5 protein-coding genes are annotated in these 16,949 nt (G+C 72.8%); all 5 read left to right on the top strand.

Annotated features, from left to right (window positions below; translation table 11 throughout):
* Positions 1 to 8 precede the first annotated feature (8 nt).
* The 5 genes from ACYVK7_RS22765 (at position 9) to ACYVK7_RS22785 (ending at position 16,837) form a co-directional block, all read left to right on the top strand.
* A complete protein-coding gene (locus ACYVK7_RS22765; RefSeq protein ID WP_460890000.1) occupies positions 9 to 1,592 on the top strand; it encodes an NADH-quinone oxidoreductase subunit M in 1,584 nt (527 codons plus the stop codon).
* Positions 1,592 to 3,364, top strand: a complete 1,773-nt coding sequence (gene nuoN / locus ACYVK7_RS22770; protein WP_460890001.1) for an NADH-quinone oxidoreductase subunit NuoN — start codon at positions 1,592 to 1,594, stop codon at positions 3,362 to 3,364. The genes ACYVK7_RS22765 and nuoN overlap by 1 nt, the downstream gene beginning before the upstream one ends.
* On the top strand, positions 3,361 to 4,449 hold the full coding sequence (locus tag ACYVK7_RS22775) for a polyprenyl synthetase family protein (protein ID WP_460890002.1): 1,089 nt from the start codon (positions 3,361 to 3,363) through the stop codon (positions 4,447 to 4,449). Before nuoN ends, ACYVK7_RS22775 begins: the two co-directional genes overlap by 4 nt.
* A gap of 113 nt (positions 4,450 to 4,562) precedes the next feature.
* Positions 4,563 to 10,628, top strand: coding sequence for an Ig-like domain-containing protein (locus ACYVK7_RS22780; RefSeq protein WP_460890003.1), 6,066 nt, complete (start codon positions 4,563 to 4,565; stop codon positions 10,626 to 10,628).
* A gap of 110 nt (positions 10,629 to 10,738) precedes the next feature.
* Complete coding sequence (locus ACYVK7_RS22785; protein ID WP_460890004.1) at positions 10,739 to 16,837, top strand: Ig-like domain-containing protein; 6,099 nt, start codon at positions 10,739 to 10,741, stop codon at positions 16,835 to 16,837.
* The last annotated feature ends 112 nt before the right edge of the window (positions 16,838 to 16,949 follow it).

A 16,949-nucleotide genomic window follows, 5' to 3' on the forward strand; every position in this document is an offset into this window, starting at 1 on the left:
GAGGAGAGATGTTTCCCTGGCTGACCGTGCTCATCGCATGGCCGCTGGTCGGCGCGGCCGTGGTGGGGCTGAGCGCGCTCGTCCGGTCCCGCACGGGCCCCGCGAGCGCGGGGGTGGGCCTCGCCCGCCCCGTGGCACTCGTGTTCTCGCTGGTGGAGGTGGCCCTGCTCGTCGGCGCCTTCCTCGCCTTCGACACGGGTGCGGCGGACGAGCACCAGCTCGGTGCCGTCCACGAGTGGATCCCGCAGATCGGTGCCTCGTACGCGGTAGGGGTCGACGGCGTCGGCCTGCTGCTGGTGGCGCTGTCGGTCGTGCTGGTGCCGCTGGTGCTGCTGGCCGCCTGGACGGAACAGGGCCGCGACGAGGTGCGGCTGCGCAAGTTCGTCGGCCTGGTGCTCCTGCTCCAGGCGTTCATGGTCGCGGTGTTCGCCGCCCGTGACGTGTTCCTGTTCTACGTGCTGTTCGAGGCCATGCTCATCCCGGCCTACTTCCTCATCGGCGGGTTCGGGCAGGGTGCCGGACGGCGCAAGGCGGCCGTCAAGTTCCTGATGTTCAGCCTGGGTGGCGGGCTGATCATGCTCGCCGCGGTGATCGCGCTGTACTTCCTCGGCATCGGCGCGGGCATCGACCCGAGCCGGGCGTTCCTCGTGGACGAGCTGGCCGCCGTCGACCTGGGTACCACCGCCGAGCGCCTGATGTTCGTCGGCTTCTTCATCGCCTTCGCGATCAAGGCGCCCATGGTTCCGGTGCACAGCTGGCTGCCCGACGTCGCGGCGAACGCCACCCCCGGCACGTCGACCCTGCTGATCTGTGTGCTGGACAAGGTCGGCACGTTCGGCATGCTGACGCTGTGCCTGCCGCTGTTCCCGGAGGCGTCCCGCTGGGCGGCGCCGCTCGTGATCGCGCTCGCGGTGATCTCGGTGCTGTACGGCGCGATCATGGCGATCATGCAGACCGACCTGCTGCGGCTGGTGGGCTGGACGTCGGTGAGCCACTTCGGCTTCATCATCCTCGGCATCTTCACCTTCACGCCGCTGGGGACCGCCGGGTCGAGCTTCATGATGCTCAACCACGGCCTGGCGACCGGTGCGCTGTTCCTGGTGGCGGGGTTCCTCGTGGCCCGGCACCCGGAGCGGTCCCAGCGGATCTCCGACTACAGCGGACTGCGGTCGGTCACCCCGGTGCTCGCGGGGACGTTCCTCGTGGCGGGACTCGCGACGCTGTCGCTGCCCGGCCTCGCGACGTTCGTCAGCGAGATCATGGTGCTGATCGGTGCGTTCGGTGGCGCGCCCGCCGGCTCGGCCCCGTGGGCGATCGCCGCGATCCCCGGCGTGGTGCTCGCCGCGATCTACGTGCTGCTGACCTACCAGAAGATCTTCACGGGGCCGCCGGCCGCGGGGCTCGAGGCCCTGCCCGACCTCCGGGTGCGTGAGCGCGTCGTCGCGGCGCCGCTCGTGGCCGGCCTCCTGGTGCTCGGTCTCGTGCCGGGCCTGGCCCTGACCTACGTGAATGCGCCGGCCGAGCAGACGGCGGCCCTCACGGTGGTCGACGAACCGGCGGATGCCGCCACGGAGACGGGGAGCGACAACTGATGTTCGAGGCACCCGAGATCGACTGGCTCGCCCTCGCACCACTGCTCGTGGTGCTGGGTGCGGGCGTGGTCGGTGTGCTCATCGAGGCGTTCGTGCCCGAGAGGGGCCGCCGCGCCACCCAGATCGTGCTGACCCTGGCCGCCCTGGCCGGAGCGTTCGCGTTCATCGCCGTGCTGTGGCCGCAGATCGTGGCGCAGCCCGTGCAGGTGGTGGGCGGCAGCCTGACCCTCACGCCGTTCGCGCTCGCCGCCCAGGGCATCATCGCCGTGCTGGCCTTCCTCGGCGTGCTCGTCGTGGCCGACCGCACGACGACCGGGCAGGACTCGTTCGCCCCGGCGGCGTCGGCCGTGCCGGGTACGCCGTACGAGGACCTGGCCCGGCGCGCCGGCCTGGAGCAGACGGAGATCTACCCGCTGCTGCTGTTCGCGGCCGGCGGCATGATGCTCTTCGCCTCCACCGACGACCTGATCGTCATGTTCATCGCGCTGGAGGTGCTGTCGCTCCCGCTGTACGTGCTGTGCGCGACGGCGCGCCGGCGCCGGCTCCTCTCGCAGGAGGCAGCCGCCAAGTACTTCCTGCTGGGTGCGTTCGCCTCGGCGCTGTTCATCTTCGGCGTCGCGCTGATCTACGGGTTCGCGGGTACGGTGCGCCTCCTGGAGATCGCCCAGAACGTGCAGCAGGGCGCCCTGCCGCTGGAGGGCATGAGCGTGCTGCTCGTGGCCGGCGTGCTGCTGGTCGTCGTCGGCCTGCTGTTCAAGGTCGGCGCCGTGCCGTTCCACGCGTGGACGCCCGACGTCTACACCGGCGCACCCACGCCGATCACCGGGTTCATGGCGGCGTGCACCAAGGTCGCCGCCGTCGCCGCGCTCGTCGAGGTGCTCTACCGCATCACGATCGGGGTGGGGAGCATCGACCCGGAGATCATGCGACAGCTGCAGATCGTCGTGGTCGTGGTCGCTGTCCTGACGATGGTCGTCGGCACCGTGGTGGGCATCGTCCAGACCGACGTGAAGCGGCTGCTGGCCTACTCGTCGATCGCGCACGCCGGCTTCCTGCTGGTGGGCATCGCGGGCTTCAACGCCCCCGTGCAGGCCTCGACGCTCTTCTACCTGATCGCCTACGGCCTCGCGACCATCGGCGCGTTCGGCGTGGTCACGCTGGTGCGGGAGCGGCGGGTCACCGCGGGCACCGGCGAGGACAACGGACCGGTCGGCGGGAGCGACGGCGTCGTGCTCGGCGAGGCGACGGAGATCGCGCAGTGGGCGGGGCTCGGCCGCAAGGCCCCGTGGCTCACCGCGGCGTTCGCGCTGTTCCTCCTCTCGATGGCGGGCATCCCGCTCACCGCGGGGTTCATCGCCAAGTTCGGCGCGTTCACCGGTGCCACGACGGGTGGTCTGTGGTGGCTCGCGGTCCTCGGCGTGCTCGCGTCCGTCGTCGCGGTCGCGTTCTACGTGCGGGTCCTGGTGGTCATGGTGTTCCAGAAGGCGCAGGACGAGCCGGAGGAGTCGCAGGCCACAGTCCGAGACGCGCAGGAGGCTCCCGCGGAGCCCGCGCCCGAGGAGGCCGCCGGCACCGGGGTCTCGGCGAGCGGGGCGGGCACCCTCACCAAGGTGCAGGTCACGAGCCCGCAGCGGGTGGTGGTCACCGTGGTCCGGTCCCGTGGGCCGGCCGCTCTGGCCATCGCCGTGTGCGCGATCGCGACGGTGATTCTCGGCGTGTTCCCGTCCTGGGTTCTCGGTCTGGTCGAAGAGGCAAGTAAGTTCGTGCCGTGACCTCCGTACCGCTGCCGCACGAGACGACGACGGGTACGTCGGCGTCCGTACCTCCGGCCGCTCCGACAGACCTGCCCGATCCGACCGCGCTCGGCCTGCCGATCACCGACCCGGAGCTGGCGTCGCGCCTCGCGGACCGGCTGACGGGGGTCGACGAGGTGCTCCTCGAGGCCGTCGCCAGCACCGACAAGCTGGCCGACGGCGCCTCCCGGCACCTCATCGACGCGGGCGGCAAGCGGTTCCGCCCCCTGCTCACCCTGCTGACGGGTGAGCTGGGGGACGGGTCGCTGCCGGGGGTCGTGGACGCCGCGGTGGTGGTGGAGCTGACGCAGGTCGCGTCGCTGTACCACGACGACGTCATGGACTCGGCGCCGATGCGGCGCGGCGCACCCGCCGCCCACATGGTGTGGGGCAACTCGGTGGCGATCCTGGTGGGCGACCTGCTGTTCGCGCGGGCGTCCGCGCTCGTGGCGGAGCTGGGGCCGGAGGCGGTGATCCTGCAGTCCAAGACGTTCGAGCGGATGTGCCTGGGACAGCTCCACGAGACGATGGGTCCGGACGACGGCGAGGACCCGGTGGACCACTACCTCCAGGTGCTGTCCGACAAGACGGCGGCGCTGCTGTCGGCGTCGGCCCGCCTGGGCGCGATGCTCGCCGGTGCGCCGGAGGCCCACATCGAGGCGGTGGGCGCGTACGGCGAGAAGGTGGGCGTGGCGTTCCAGCTCGCCGACGACGTGCTCGACATCGCCTCGTCCGGTGAGACGTCGGGCAAGACGCCCGGGACCGACCTGCGCGAGCACGTGCCGACCATGCCGGTGCTGCTGCTGCGCCAGCACGTCGCCACGGACGCGGCGACCGACGACGACCGGGACCTGCTCGCGACGCTCGACGGCGACCTGTCCTCCGACGAGGCCCTGACCGTCGCCGTGGAGCGGCTGCGCGCGCACGCGGTGCTGGCCGAGACCCGAAAGCTTGCCGTCCGGTGGGCGCAGGCCGCGTCGGCGGAGCTGGCTCCGCTGCCGGAAGGCCCGGTCAAGGAGTCGCTGGAGCAGTTCGCGCAGGTCCTGGCGGACCGGGCGGTCTGACCCGGGGCTGGCCGGGGCTAGATCGGTCCGGTGGCCATCCCGGGCATGGGGAGTTCTCCCCACCTGCGCGCGCCGACCACTGGCTAGGATGCAGCCTGTTGAAGGGGCGTTCGGTGGCAGAGGTCGAGGGCGGGTTCAGGGCGACGGCCGGGTTCGTGGTGTCGTGGGTACTGGTGGCGCTCTTCAGCGGTGCGCTGGTGGCCCTCGCGTTCCTGCAGGACGGCGAGGCCACGGCGGAGCTCGAGCTCAACGACTCCGGCGTCTGGGTCACGCAGACGGCGTCGGGCAAGCTGGGCCGCTTCAACGACGAGGCGGGCGCGCTCGACAGCACCCTCCTCGCCGGGTCCTCGACGTTCGACGTGCAGCAGGACGAGGGGCGCGTGCTGCTGACCGACGCCGGGGCGTCGTCGGCGAGCCCTGTCGATCCCGCCCAGCTCGCTCTCGCCGGGCCGGTGCAGGCGCCGAGGGGCGCCGCCGTCGCGTCCGGCGGTCCGGCCACCGCGATCCTCGACCCCGAGGACGGCCGTCTGTGGGTGCTTCCGTTCGACGGGGTGACCGCCTTCGACGAGGAGGAGCTCGAGCCGACGGTCGAGGTAGGCACGGGTGGACGGCTCACCGTCGCGACGGACGGGACGGTGTTCGTCGCCGTCCCGTCGGACGGGACGCTGTACCGGGTCGACACGGGCACCCAGGGTGCGCCGGGCGAGGTCACCGAGAACGACCTCCCGGTGGCGGAGGACGCCGAGGTGGAGGTCACCACCGTCGGTGACGAGCCGGTGGTGCTCGACCGCACCGCGTCCGCCCTGGTGCTGCCCGGTGGCGAGGTGGTGGACCTCCCCGACGGCGCGGAGGCGCGGCTGCAGCAGCCGTCGGACGAGAAGCGCTCCGTGGTGGTCGGCACACCCACCGGGCTGGTCGCGCAGCCCCTGGGCGGCGGGGAGTCGACGACGCGCGTGGCGGGCGGCGTCCCCGCCGCGCCCGTCCAGGTCGGTGCCTGCACCTTCGGCGCGTGGTCGGGCACCGGCCAGGTCGTGCGGGACTGTCCGGGCACGGACCGCGACGTGGACGAGTCCCTGGAGGGGGCGGACGGCGAGCTCGCCTACCGGGTCAACCGTGACGTCGTCGTGCTGAACGACGTCGCGGCGGGCACCGTGTGGATGGCCGCCGACGACTTCGAGAAGGTCGACGACTGGGACCTCACCATGCCGGAGGAGGCAGAGGGGGAGCAGACCGAGACGGAGACGACGACGCCCGAGCTGGTGGACCAGTTCGTGGCCGAGCGGGACAAGCCCAACCGGGCGCCGACGCCGGCGGACGACGACCTGGGCGTCCGGCCGGGGCGCACGACCGTGCTGAACGTGCTGGGCAACGACACCGACCCCGACGGCGACGTGATGACCGTGTCGGTGGCGCGACCGCCCGACAAGGCCACCGGCATCACCGTGCACCGGGTGCTGGACGGCCTGGCGCTCCAGGCCGACGTGTCGGCGGAGGCGTCGGGCTCGGCGACGTTCACGTACACGGTCGACGACGGCCGTGGCGGTACGGCCGACGCGAAGGTGCGGGTCCGTGTGGTGCCGCCGGAGGAGAACGAGCCGCCCGCGGCCGAGGGCGAACCGGTGCTCCGGGTGGCGCAGGGCGGCGAGGCGACGATCGACGTGCTGCCGTACTGGCGCGACCCCGACGGCGACGACCTCGTGCTGTCGAGCGCCGCCACCGGTGACACCACCGACGAGATCCGGTTCCGGCCGGACGGCTCCGTCGAGTTCCGCGACGGCGGCGACGCGACGGGCCGCAAGATCGTCGAGCTCACGGTGAGCGACAGCGGCGGCATGGTGGGCGAGGGACGGCTCCTGATCGACGTGGTCGCCGCGGAGCAGCCGCCGGTGGCCGTCGGGGACCACGTGGCGGTTCCCGCGGGACAGCCGGTGACGGTCTACCCGCTGACGAACGACACCGACCCCAACGGTGACCGGCTCCGGCTGGCGGACGTGGGCGAGCAGGCTCCGGCGACCATCACGCCGAACTTCGCTGCGGGCTCGTTCCGGTTCGTGAGCCAGGAGCCCGGCAGCTACGACCTGACCTATCAGGTGAGCGACGGCCCGGAGGCGACACTGGGGCTCGTCCGCGTGGACGTGCTGCCGCCGCCGCAGCAGGACGGCGCGCCGGTGACGGTGACGGACACGGTGCTGCTGCCGGCCGGCGGCTCCGCGCTGGTGGACGTGCTGGCGAACGACACCGACCCGTCCGGCGGCGTGCTCGTCGTGCAGTCGGTGACCGTGCCCGACGGCGCCCCGGTGACGGCGGCGGTGCTGGACCACCACGTGCTGCGCCTCAGTGAGGTCAGACGTCCCGAGGGGCCGGTCACCCTCGAGTACACCGCGGCGAACGGTACGGGCACGTCGGTGGGCCAGGTGCGGGTGGTGCCGGTGCCCGCCGCGACGAAGCTGCGCCCGCCGGAGGCCGCGGCGGACGAGGCGACGGTGCACGCCGGCGACGTGGTCACCATCCCGGTGCTGGCCAACGACTCCCACCCGGACGGGCTGGAGCTCACGCTCGCCGAGGACCTGGTCGAGCGGCCGGAGGCGGGCGAGGCGTTCGTCTCCGAGGACGCCGTGCGGTTCAAGGCGGGTGCCGGCCAGGGCGGCACCGTGCACCTGGTCTACGAGGTCACGGACCCCCACGGCCAGAAGGACTCCGCCCAGGTGACCGTGACGGTCGTGGACGACGACGAGAACGCGGCCCCCCAGCCGCCCGACGCCACGGCCCGGGTGCTGGCCGGCGCGAGCACCCGGGTGTCGCTCCCGCTGGAGGGCAGCGACCCCGACGGGGACCACGTGCGGCTCGAGGCCATCACGTCGGCGCCGACGATGGGCACCGTCGACATCGTCGACGGGTACCTGGAGTACGAGGCCTCGGCGAACGCAGCGGGTGAGGACCTGCTCACCTACTCCGTCACGGACACGCGCGGCGCGACCGCCACCGGCACCGTCCGCGTCGGGGTCGCGACACCGCCGCAGGTGAACCAGGCGCCGCTCGCCGTCGACGACGAGGTGTCGGTGCGTCCGGGCCGGACGATCGGCATCGACGCGCTGGCGAACGACTCCGACCCGAACGGCGACCAGGTGGGCCTGGTGCCGAAGTCCTTCGACGGCACCGCCGAGCTCACGCCAGAGGTGGTGGACGACCTCGTGGTCGTCACGGCGCCCGACGGCGAGGCGACCCATACGTTCTACTACGGCATCGAGGACTCGTTCGCGGCGCGGGCGACGGGTGCGATCACGGTGGAGGTGGCCAGGGACGCGCCGCTGCTACGTCCGGTCGCGCGGGACGACGCGGTGGCCCCCGAGGACGTCACGTCACCCACCGTGACCGTGGACGTCACGGGGAACGACGTCGACCCGGACGGGCTCGCCGCCGACCTCGAGGTCACGGTGCCGGGCCAGGGACCGGACGGTGCCACGGTGACCGACGACGGGGAGGTCGTCGTGCCGCTCACTGCGCACGCCCAGGTCATCACGTACGAGGTCACCGACCCCGACGGCCTGACGGGCAAGGCGTTCCTCCGGGTGCCGCGGGACGGCACGCTGCCCCGGCTGCGCGAGGACCTGGCGCCGGTCGAGGTGCCTGCGGGTGCGCCCACCGCGCTGGACCTCACCGAGTACGTGGTGGTGGCCGAAGGACGTACGCCGCGGATCACCGAGGAGGCGAAGGTCGCGGCCACCGAGGGGGACCACGAGGTCACGGGACCGGCGGCGGTCACCTACACCCCGCACGAGGACTACTCCGGCCCGGCCGCCCTGACGTTCGAGGTCACCGACGGCACGGGCATCGACGACCCGGACGGGCGGACCGCCCTGCTCACGCTGCCGATCATGGTGCTGCCGGGGGCGAACGAGCCGCCCGAGATCACCGGCACTCCCGCCCTGGAGGCCGCGGCGGGCGAGGAGACGGCGCTGGACCTCGCCCGCTTCGTCACCGACCCCGACGACGACCCGCTGACCGTGACGGTGGACGGCGCGGACGGGTTGAGCCTCGCGACGGAGGGCACGACCGTCCTGGCCACCGCGGCACCGGACGTGCCGAAGGGCACCAGCGCCACCGTCGGCTTCACGGTGTCCGACGGCGCGCACCCGCCCGTCGCCGGCCGGCTCGACCTCACGGTGGTGGCCTCGACGCGCCCGCTCGCGCGCGCCACGACCGACGAGGTGCCGGACGCGCACCAGGGCGAGCCGGTCACCGTGGACGTGCTGGAGAACGACGTCAACCCGTTCCCGGAGGACCCGCTGCGGCTCGTCTCCGCCCGGCTCGAGTCGGGCCGGGGCACCGTGGAGACCGCGGGGGACGGCGTGCGGGTCACCCCGCCCGCCGACTTCCACGGGGTGGCCGTGGTGCGCTACCGGGTGACCGACGCGACGGACGACCCCACCCGCGAGGTCGAGGGCACGGCCCGCGTGACGGTGCTCGGAGCGCCCGAGACGCCGCGCCCCCCGACCGTCGAGGAGGTCCGGTCCGAGACGGTCGTGCTGAGCTGGGACCCGCCGTCGGACAACGGGGCGGAGATCACCGAGTACCGCGTCCGGCCCAGCCGGGGTGGCACCACGACCTGTCCCACGACCACCTGCACGATCACGGGTCTCACGAACGACCAGACGTACACCTTCACGGTGACGGCGAAGAACGAGGTGGGCACCTCGGGGGAGTCCGAGGCGTCCGAGGAGGCGCGCCCCGACGAGAAGCCGGACCCGCCCGCGGCGCCGGCGCTCGTGTTCGGTGACGAGCGGCTGACGGTGACGTGGAAGAACCGCTCGTACACCGACCGGTCGCCCATCGAGTGCGTCAACCTGGAGATCAGCCCGGCGCCCCCGTCCGGCCAGGTGCAGAAGACGTGCCTCGACGGCACGCGGACCGTGTGGGACGGGCTGCGCAACGGCACGGCCTACACCGTGCGGGTGCAGGCGCGGAACGCGGCACCAGACCCGTCGGACTGGTCCGACCCCTCGGCGCCGGAGACACCGGCGGCCCCGCCCGCCCGTCCCGCCGCCCCGACCGCGTCGCGCCTGGACACCGCGGTGGGCGGGCAGATCACCGTGCGCTGGACGGAACCGGTGACCAACGGCGCGGCGGTCGAGACGTATCACCTCGGCGTATACCAGAACGGGAGCAGGAAGCGCACCGTACCGGTGACCGGCACCTCCAAGAAGCTCCAGGGACTCGACCAGCGGTCCTCCTACCAGTTCACGGTCGTCGCGGAGAACAAGGCGGGTGACTCCCCGGAGAGCCCGCGGTCGGCCGCGCTGGAGCCGTACGGCATACCGGTGGTGCCCGGCACCCCGCGGGCGGCGTTGATCACGGGCAACACGGACGGCAAGGCCAGGGTCTCCTGGGGCGAGATCGACGAGTTCCGTGGCAACGGCCCGTACTACGAGCTGCGGGCGGACGGCTCGACGGAGAAGCGGGCCTCAGGCTCCCCGAACACCTTCAGCGGCCTGGAGAACGGGCGGGACCACACCTTCGACGTGCGGGCGTGCAACGCCTACGCGTGCTCCGCCTGGACGGACCGGTCCAACGCCGTCGACCCGTACACCGTGCCGGGCCGCCCCAGCATCGACTGGACGGGGGACCTGACCGACGACGGCTACTTCACGCTCTACCGTGCGAGCAACGACGGCGGGCGCGACGTCACGGAGACGCGGTGGGTCCTGAGCGGCGACGCGAACCGCGAAGGGATGTCCCCCATCGCCGAGCGGCGGGTCACCGTCCCCACCGCGCCGAACAAGAGCTACACGCTCAGGGCCCGGAGCTGCAACGAGGCGGGGTGCGGCGACTGGGTCGAGAAGTCGGGGACCACCGGATCGAGCGAGACGAACCGGTCGGTGCGCACGGCCAAGGGCAGCAGCGCGGGCAACGGGGAGAACTACCTCAAGGTCGTGGTGCGCAACGGTCGCCCCGACACGACGTTCGGGGTGCAGTGCTACGCCGACGGCGCGGGGTTCTACCCCGACCGGTTCAACGAGGGCAGAAGGTACTTCGAGAACGACGACCGGTTCGGCAACCGGCTCACGCTGGACTCGAACGGGGCCATCGACGCCGAGATCGCCTGTTCCTGGGGCCGGTCGGGGTCGGACGTCTGGATCAAGACCGGGGCCTGGGGGGACGCCACGCACATCACCTGGTGATCCCGGTGCGACCCGAATTCACCCCCGCGCCCTGGTCCGGTCGCCCACCGCGTGTCAGAGGCCGCCGCTAGGCTGCCGCCACCGTCGTTGACCAGAAGTGAGGAAGAGCTGTGCCCGGACTGAAGCTGCCGACCCGCTCGATCGTCTCGGGCGGTGTCGTGGCACTCTTCGCCGGAGCACTGGTGCTCCTCATGCTGCTGCACGAAGGCGAGGCCACGGCCGAGGTCGACCTGGACGACTCCGGCGTGTGGGTCACCAAGACGTCGGCCGGCCTGCTCGGCCGGTTCAACAGCGAGGCGCAGGCGCTCGACGGCACGCTGCTGTCCGGCTCGTCGACCTTCGACGTGCAGCAGGCCGAGTACCGCGTGCTGATGACCGACCCGGGCACCGCGACCGCGAGCCCGGTCGACCCGGCGCACCTGGCACTGCAGGGCACCCTGACGATGCCCGCGGGGGCCGTGGTCGCATCGGGCGGTCCGACCACCGCCGTCCTCGACCCGGAGGACGGCCGCCTGTGGGTGCTCCCGTTCGACGGAGCCGTCCAGTTCAGCGAGGCGGACCTGGAGCCGACGGTGGAGCTCGCCCCGGGCGCTCGCGTCGCCGTCGGCACGGACGGAACGGTGTTCGCGGCGGTTCCCGCGCAGGGCCGGCTCGTCACCGTGGCGACAGGGGCCACCGGTGCCGCCGGCGAGGTGTCCGAGTCGGAGCTGCCCGTCGGCAAGCGCGCCGAGGTCGAGGTCACCGCGGTGGGCGACCGGCCGGTGGTGCTGGACCGGACGGCCTCGGCGCTGGTCCTGCCCGGCGGCGACGTCGTGGACATGGCCGACGGCGCCGAGGCGCGGCTGCAGCAGCCGTCGTCGAAAGCGGCGGCCGTCGTCGTCGCGACGCCCAAGGGCCTGGTCACGCAGCCGCTCGGCGGCGGAGACGCCACGACCCGCGTCGGACAGGGCACCCCGGCCGCACCGGTCCAGCTCGCGGGCTGCACGTACGGGGCCTGGTCGGGCACCGGGCAGGTGGTCCGCGACTGCGCCGGCACCGACCGTGACGCCGACCAGCGCCTGGAGGGTGCGGAGGGCGAGCTCGCCTACCGGGTCAACCGCTCGGTGATCGTGCTGAACGACGTCGCGGCGGGCACGCTGTGGATGGCCTCCGACGACTTCGAGGAGGTCGACGACTGGGACCTCACGATGCCCGAGGACGCGGAGGGTGAGAAGACCGAGTCGGAGACCACCACGCCGGAGATGGTGGACAGCTTCATCGCGCAGCGCGACAAGCCGAACCGGCCCCCGGAGGCCAAGGACGACGACCTCGGGGTGCGGCCGGGCCGGACCACGGTGCTCGACGTGCTCGGCAACGACATGGACCCGGACGGTGACGTGCTGACCGCGTCGGTCGCCCCGGCCGCTCCGGGCAGCGGCCCGGCGGCCGCGCGAGGCGCCGAGGTGTCGGTGGACCGGGTGCTCGACGGCGCGGCGCTCCAGGCGAACGTGCCGGAGACGGCGACGGGCAGCACCACCTTCGCCTACACGGTCGACGACGGGCGCGGTGGTACCGCGGAGGCGCAGGTCCAGGTGCGCGTGGTGCCGCTCAGCGAGAACGCGGCGCCCGTTCCGAAGGGTGAGCCGGTGCTGCGGGTCGCGCAGGGCGGCGCCTCGACGATCAAGGTGCTGCCGTTCTGGCGCGACCCGGACGGGGACGACCTCATCCTGTCGAGCGCCACCACGGCCGACCCGATGGACGAGGTCCGGTTCCGCCCGGACGGCACCGTCGAGTTCCGCGACGGCGGCACGGCCACCGGCCGCAAGATCGTCGAGCTCACCGTGTCGGACGGGCTGGACCAGGTGGGCGAGGGAAAGCTGCTGGTGGACGTGATCGCCACGCAGGAGCCGCCCGTCGCCGTGGCCGACCACGTGTCGGTCCTCGCGGGCGATCCGGTCACCGTGCGGCCGCTGCGCAACGACACCGACCCGAACGGCGACCAGCTCCGCCTGGTCAGCGTCTCCGAGCAGGCGCCGGCCACGATCACCGAGAACTACCCGGCGGGCAGCTTCCGGTTCGTGAGCCAGGAGCCGGGCAGCTATGACCTCACCTACCAGGTCAGCGACGGTCCGGAGTCCACGATGGGGCTGGTGCGGGTGGACGTGCTCGCGCCCCCCGACGCCGCGGGCCCACCGGTCGTCGTCGCCGACACCGTGCTGCTCCCCGCCGGCGGCTCGGCCCTCGTGGACGTGCTGGCGAACGACACCGACCCCGCCGGTGGCGTGCTCGTCGCCTCGTCGGTCGACGCCGATCCCGGCGTGACCGCCGTCGTGCTGGACCATCACGTGCTGCGGGTGGCCGAGACGGAGCGGCTCGACCGCCCGGTGACGCTGCGGTACACGGCGTCGAACGGCACGCAGACCGCAGTCGGCCAGGTGCGGGTGGTGCCGGTCGCCGCACCCACCAAGCTGCGTCCGCCGGAGGCGGTGGCGGACGACGCGACGGTGCACGCGGGCGACATCGTGACGGTGCCGGTGCTGCGGAACGACTCCCACCCGGACGGGCTGGAGCTCACGCTGTCGCCGGAGCTGGTCGAGGAGCCGGAGTCCGGCGAGGCCTTCGTCTCGGAGGACACCGTGCGGTTCAAGGCGGGTTCCGACGCCGGCACCGTGCACCTCGTCTACGAGGTGCGGGACAGCAACGGTCAGAAGGACTCCGCACAGGTCACCATCAACGTGACGGACACCCTGGAGAACGCGCCGCCGCAGCCGCCGGACACCACGGCACGGGTGCTCGCCGGAGCGGTCACGCGCATCGCGCTGCCCCTGGACGGCAGCGACCCGGACGGCGACCACGTGACGCTCGACGGGCTGTCCGCCCCGCCGGAGCAGGGCACGGTCCGCGTGGTCGACGGGTTCCTCGAGTACGAGGCGGCCAAGGACGCCGCCGGCGCCGACGAGTTCCGGTACGCCGTGACCGACACGCGCGGCGCCTCCGCCGAGGGCACGGTCGCCGTCGGCGTGGCACAGCCCCCCGGCGTGAACCAGCCGCCCACGGCGGGCGGCGACGAGTCGCTGGTGCGCCCGGGCCGGGAGGTCGCCGTGGACGCGCTGGCCAACGACTCGGACCCGGACGGCGACCAGGTGGGCCTGGTGCCGAAGTCGTTCGAGGGCGCTGGTGAGCTGGACCCCCGGGTGGTCGACGACATGGTCGTCGTTACCACGCCCGACGACGAGGGCACCACCACCTTCTACTACGGCATCGAGGACACCTACGCGGCCCGGGCCACCGGCTCGGTCACCGTCGAGGTCGCCGAGGACGCCCCGCTCCTGCGCCCGGTGGCCCGCGACGACGTGGTCTCGCCCACCGACGTCACCTCCGACTCGGTGACCCTCGACCTGCTGCGCAACGACACGGACCCCGACGGCGTCGCCGCGGACCTGGAGGTCGCCGTGGTCGACGAGCGCGGCGAGCTGCCCGAAGGCGTCACCCTCGGCGACGGCGGTGACGTCACGGTCGCCCTCACCGAGGACCCGCAGGTGCTCACCTACACGGTGACCGACCTGGACGGGCTGACCGCGAAAGCCTTCCTGCGCGTCCCGCGCGACGGCTCGCTGCCGCACCTGAAGCAGCCCGTCGAGGCGCTGGAGACGTTCGCCGGCGAGACGTTCGAGATCGACATCACCGAGCACGTCGAGGTGGCCGACGGCCACGAGCCGCGGTTCACCGTCGAGGAGAAGGTCACCGCCGTCGAGGGCACCCGCGAGGTCGTCGGCCCGACGGAGCTGACCTTCACGTCCTCCGATGACTACGTGGGGCCGGCCTCGGTCACGTTCGAGGTGACCGACGGCGACGGACCCGACGACCCGGAGGGCCGCACCGCCGTGCTCACCCTGCCGATCGACGTCCGGGCGAGCCGCAACCAGCCGCCCGAGATCAAGGGCACCGCCCTGCTCGAGGTGGCGGCCGGCGAGGAGGCCGCGCTCGACCTGTCGCGTGTGGTCGTCGACCCGGAGGGCGACCCCCTGACCATCGAGGTCACGGGCCAGGCCGAGGGCATCACGCTGGGTACCGAGGGGGCGACCGTCCTCGCGCAGGCACAGCCGTCGGTCCCGAAGGGCACACGGGCGGTCGTCCCGTACACCGTGTCCGACGGCGGGCACCCGCCCGTCGCAGGCGAGCTGGCCGTCACCGTCGTGGCCTCCACCCGCCCGCTGGCCCGCGCCAACCCTGACGAGGTGGCCGACGTGCACCAGGGCGAGCCGGTTCCGGTGGACGTCCTGGCGAACGACGCCAACCCGTTCCCCGAGGAGCCCCTGAAGGTCGTCGGGGCCGTCGTCGAGACGGGCAACGGCACCGCCGAGCCGTCGGACTCGGGCGTGCTCGTGACGCCGTCGGACAGCTTCGTGGGCACCCTGGTGGTGCGCTACCGCGTGGCGGACGCGACCGCCGACCCCGGCCGGGAGGTCGAGGGCACCGTCCGGCTGACGGTGCTGGGCAGGCCGGAGGCGCCGCGCGCCCCGCAGGTCGAGGAGGTGCGGTCCGGAACCGTGGTGCTCGCGTGGGATCCGCCGGCCGACAACGGCGCCGAGATCACCGGGTACACCGCGCGGTCCGGCAAGGGTGACACCACGCAGTGCCGGTCCACGACGTGCACCGTGACCGGCCTCAAGAACGACGTGGTCTACAACTTCACGGTCACCGCGACCAACGAGGTGGGGGAGTCGGAGCCGTCGGGGCCGTCGGAGGACGCGCGCCCCGACGAGAAGCCCGACAAGCCCGAGCCGCCGACGCTGACGTTCGGCGACTCGGCCCTGACCGTCGACTGGCAGAACCGCACGTACACCGACCGCTCACCCATCGAGTGCATCAACCTCGAGATCAGCCCGGCGCCGGCCGACGGCGTGCTGCAGAAGCAGTGCGTCACGGGAGCGTCGACCGTCTGGGACGGGTTGTCCAACGGCACCGCGTACACGGTGACGGTGCAGGCCGTGAACGCCGCACCGCAGCCGTCCGACTGGAGCGACGCCTCGGCGCCCGAGATCCCTGCCGCGCCGCCGGCCGAGCCCGCGGCGCCGACCGCCCAGCGGGTGGACAACTCCCTCGGCGGGCAGATCACCGTCTCGTGGACGGAGCCGACGAACAACGGCGACCCCGTCGAGAAGTACCACCTCGACGTGTTCGAGAACGGGGCCAAGAAGGAGACCCAGACCGTCACGGGCACGTCGCAGGTGGTCTCCGGGCTGTCGTCGGAGGCGTCCTACACGTTCTCCGTCACGGCGGAGAACAAGGCAGGGAAGTCCCCGGCCAGCGACCGCTCGGCCGCGCAGGTGCCGTACGGCACGCCGCAGGTGCCCGGTACACCGACGGCGGAGCTCGGCAGCAACACGAGCGGCCAGGCGATCGTGCGGTGGGACGGCATCTCCTCCGACAGCTTCCGTGGCCCGGCGCACCGGTACGAGGTCCAGGGCAACGGGGTGGCGGCACGCGCCGCGACCTCGCCGCACACCGTCACCGGCCTGGCCAACGGCTCGCAGTACCGGTTCCAGGTCCGTGCCTGCAACCAGTACACGTGCTCGGCCTGGACGGGTAGCTCGAACCCGGTCACGCCCTACACGACGCCGGGCGCTCCCGGCGTCACCTGGGCGCTGCGGTCCTCGTCGGAGGGCCGGTTCACGGTGTCGCCGCCCGGCAACAACGGCGGCAGGGCCGTCGACTCGATGCGGTACCGCGTGAACGGTGGCGGTTGGCAGAGCATGGGGGCGTCGGGCGGCACCGTCGACGTCGGACCGGCGTACAGCACCACCTACACGGTCGAGGCACAGGCCTGCAACGCCGCCGGGTGCGGCACGTCGGCGTCGGCCAGCGGGCGCACCAACCCGAACCCGGCCCACCGCAGCTTCACGATCTCGAAGGGTGCCGACGGGTCGAACTCGTCCGGCTGCAACCAGGGCTCCGCGTGCCGCTGGATCAACATGAACATCACCGGCTGGGAGCCCAACGCGGCGTTCACCATGCGTTGCCTGTCCACCCAGCACGACCCGTCGGGTCAGGTGTACTTCCCGCGGTGGGAGGACGGGAACTGGTGGGGCCAGGCGTGGGGTGTCCCGCTCCGCACGGACGCGAACGGCAACTGGTCCGGTCAGTCGGACTGCATGCACGGGTATACCGGCGAGGACACCTGGGTGGAGACGCAGGAGCTGGGATCGTCCAACCGCCTGCGTTGGTGACGCCGCGGGTGACCGCCACGGGGCGGTCACCCGCTGAACACCAGACAGATCCGAACAAACCGGGCGACCGCCATGGGTAGTCCTGCCCACCAAAACTTCAGGACGATTCACC

Source organism: Promicromonospora xylanilytica (genome assembly GCF_054782895.1).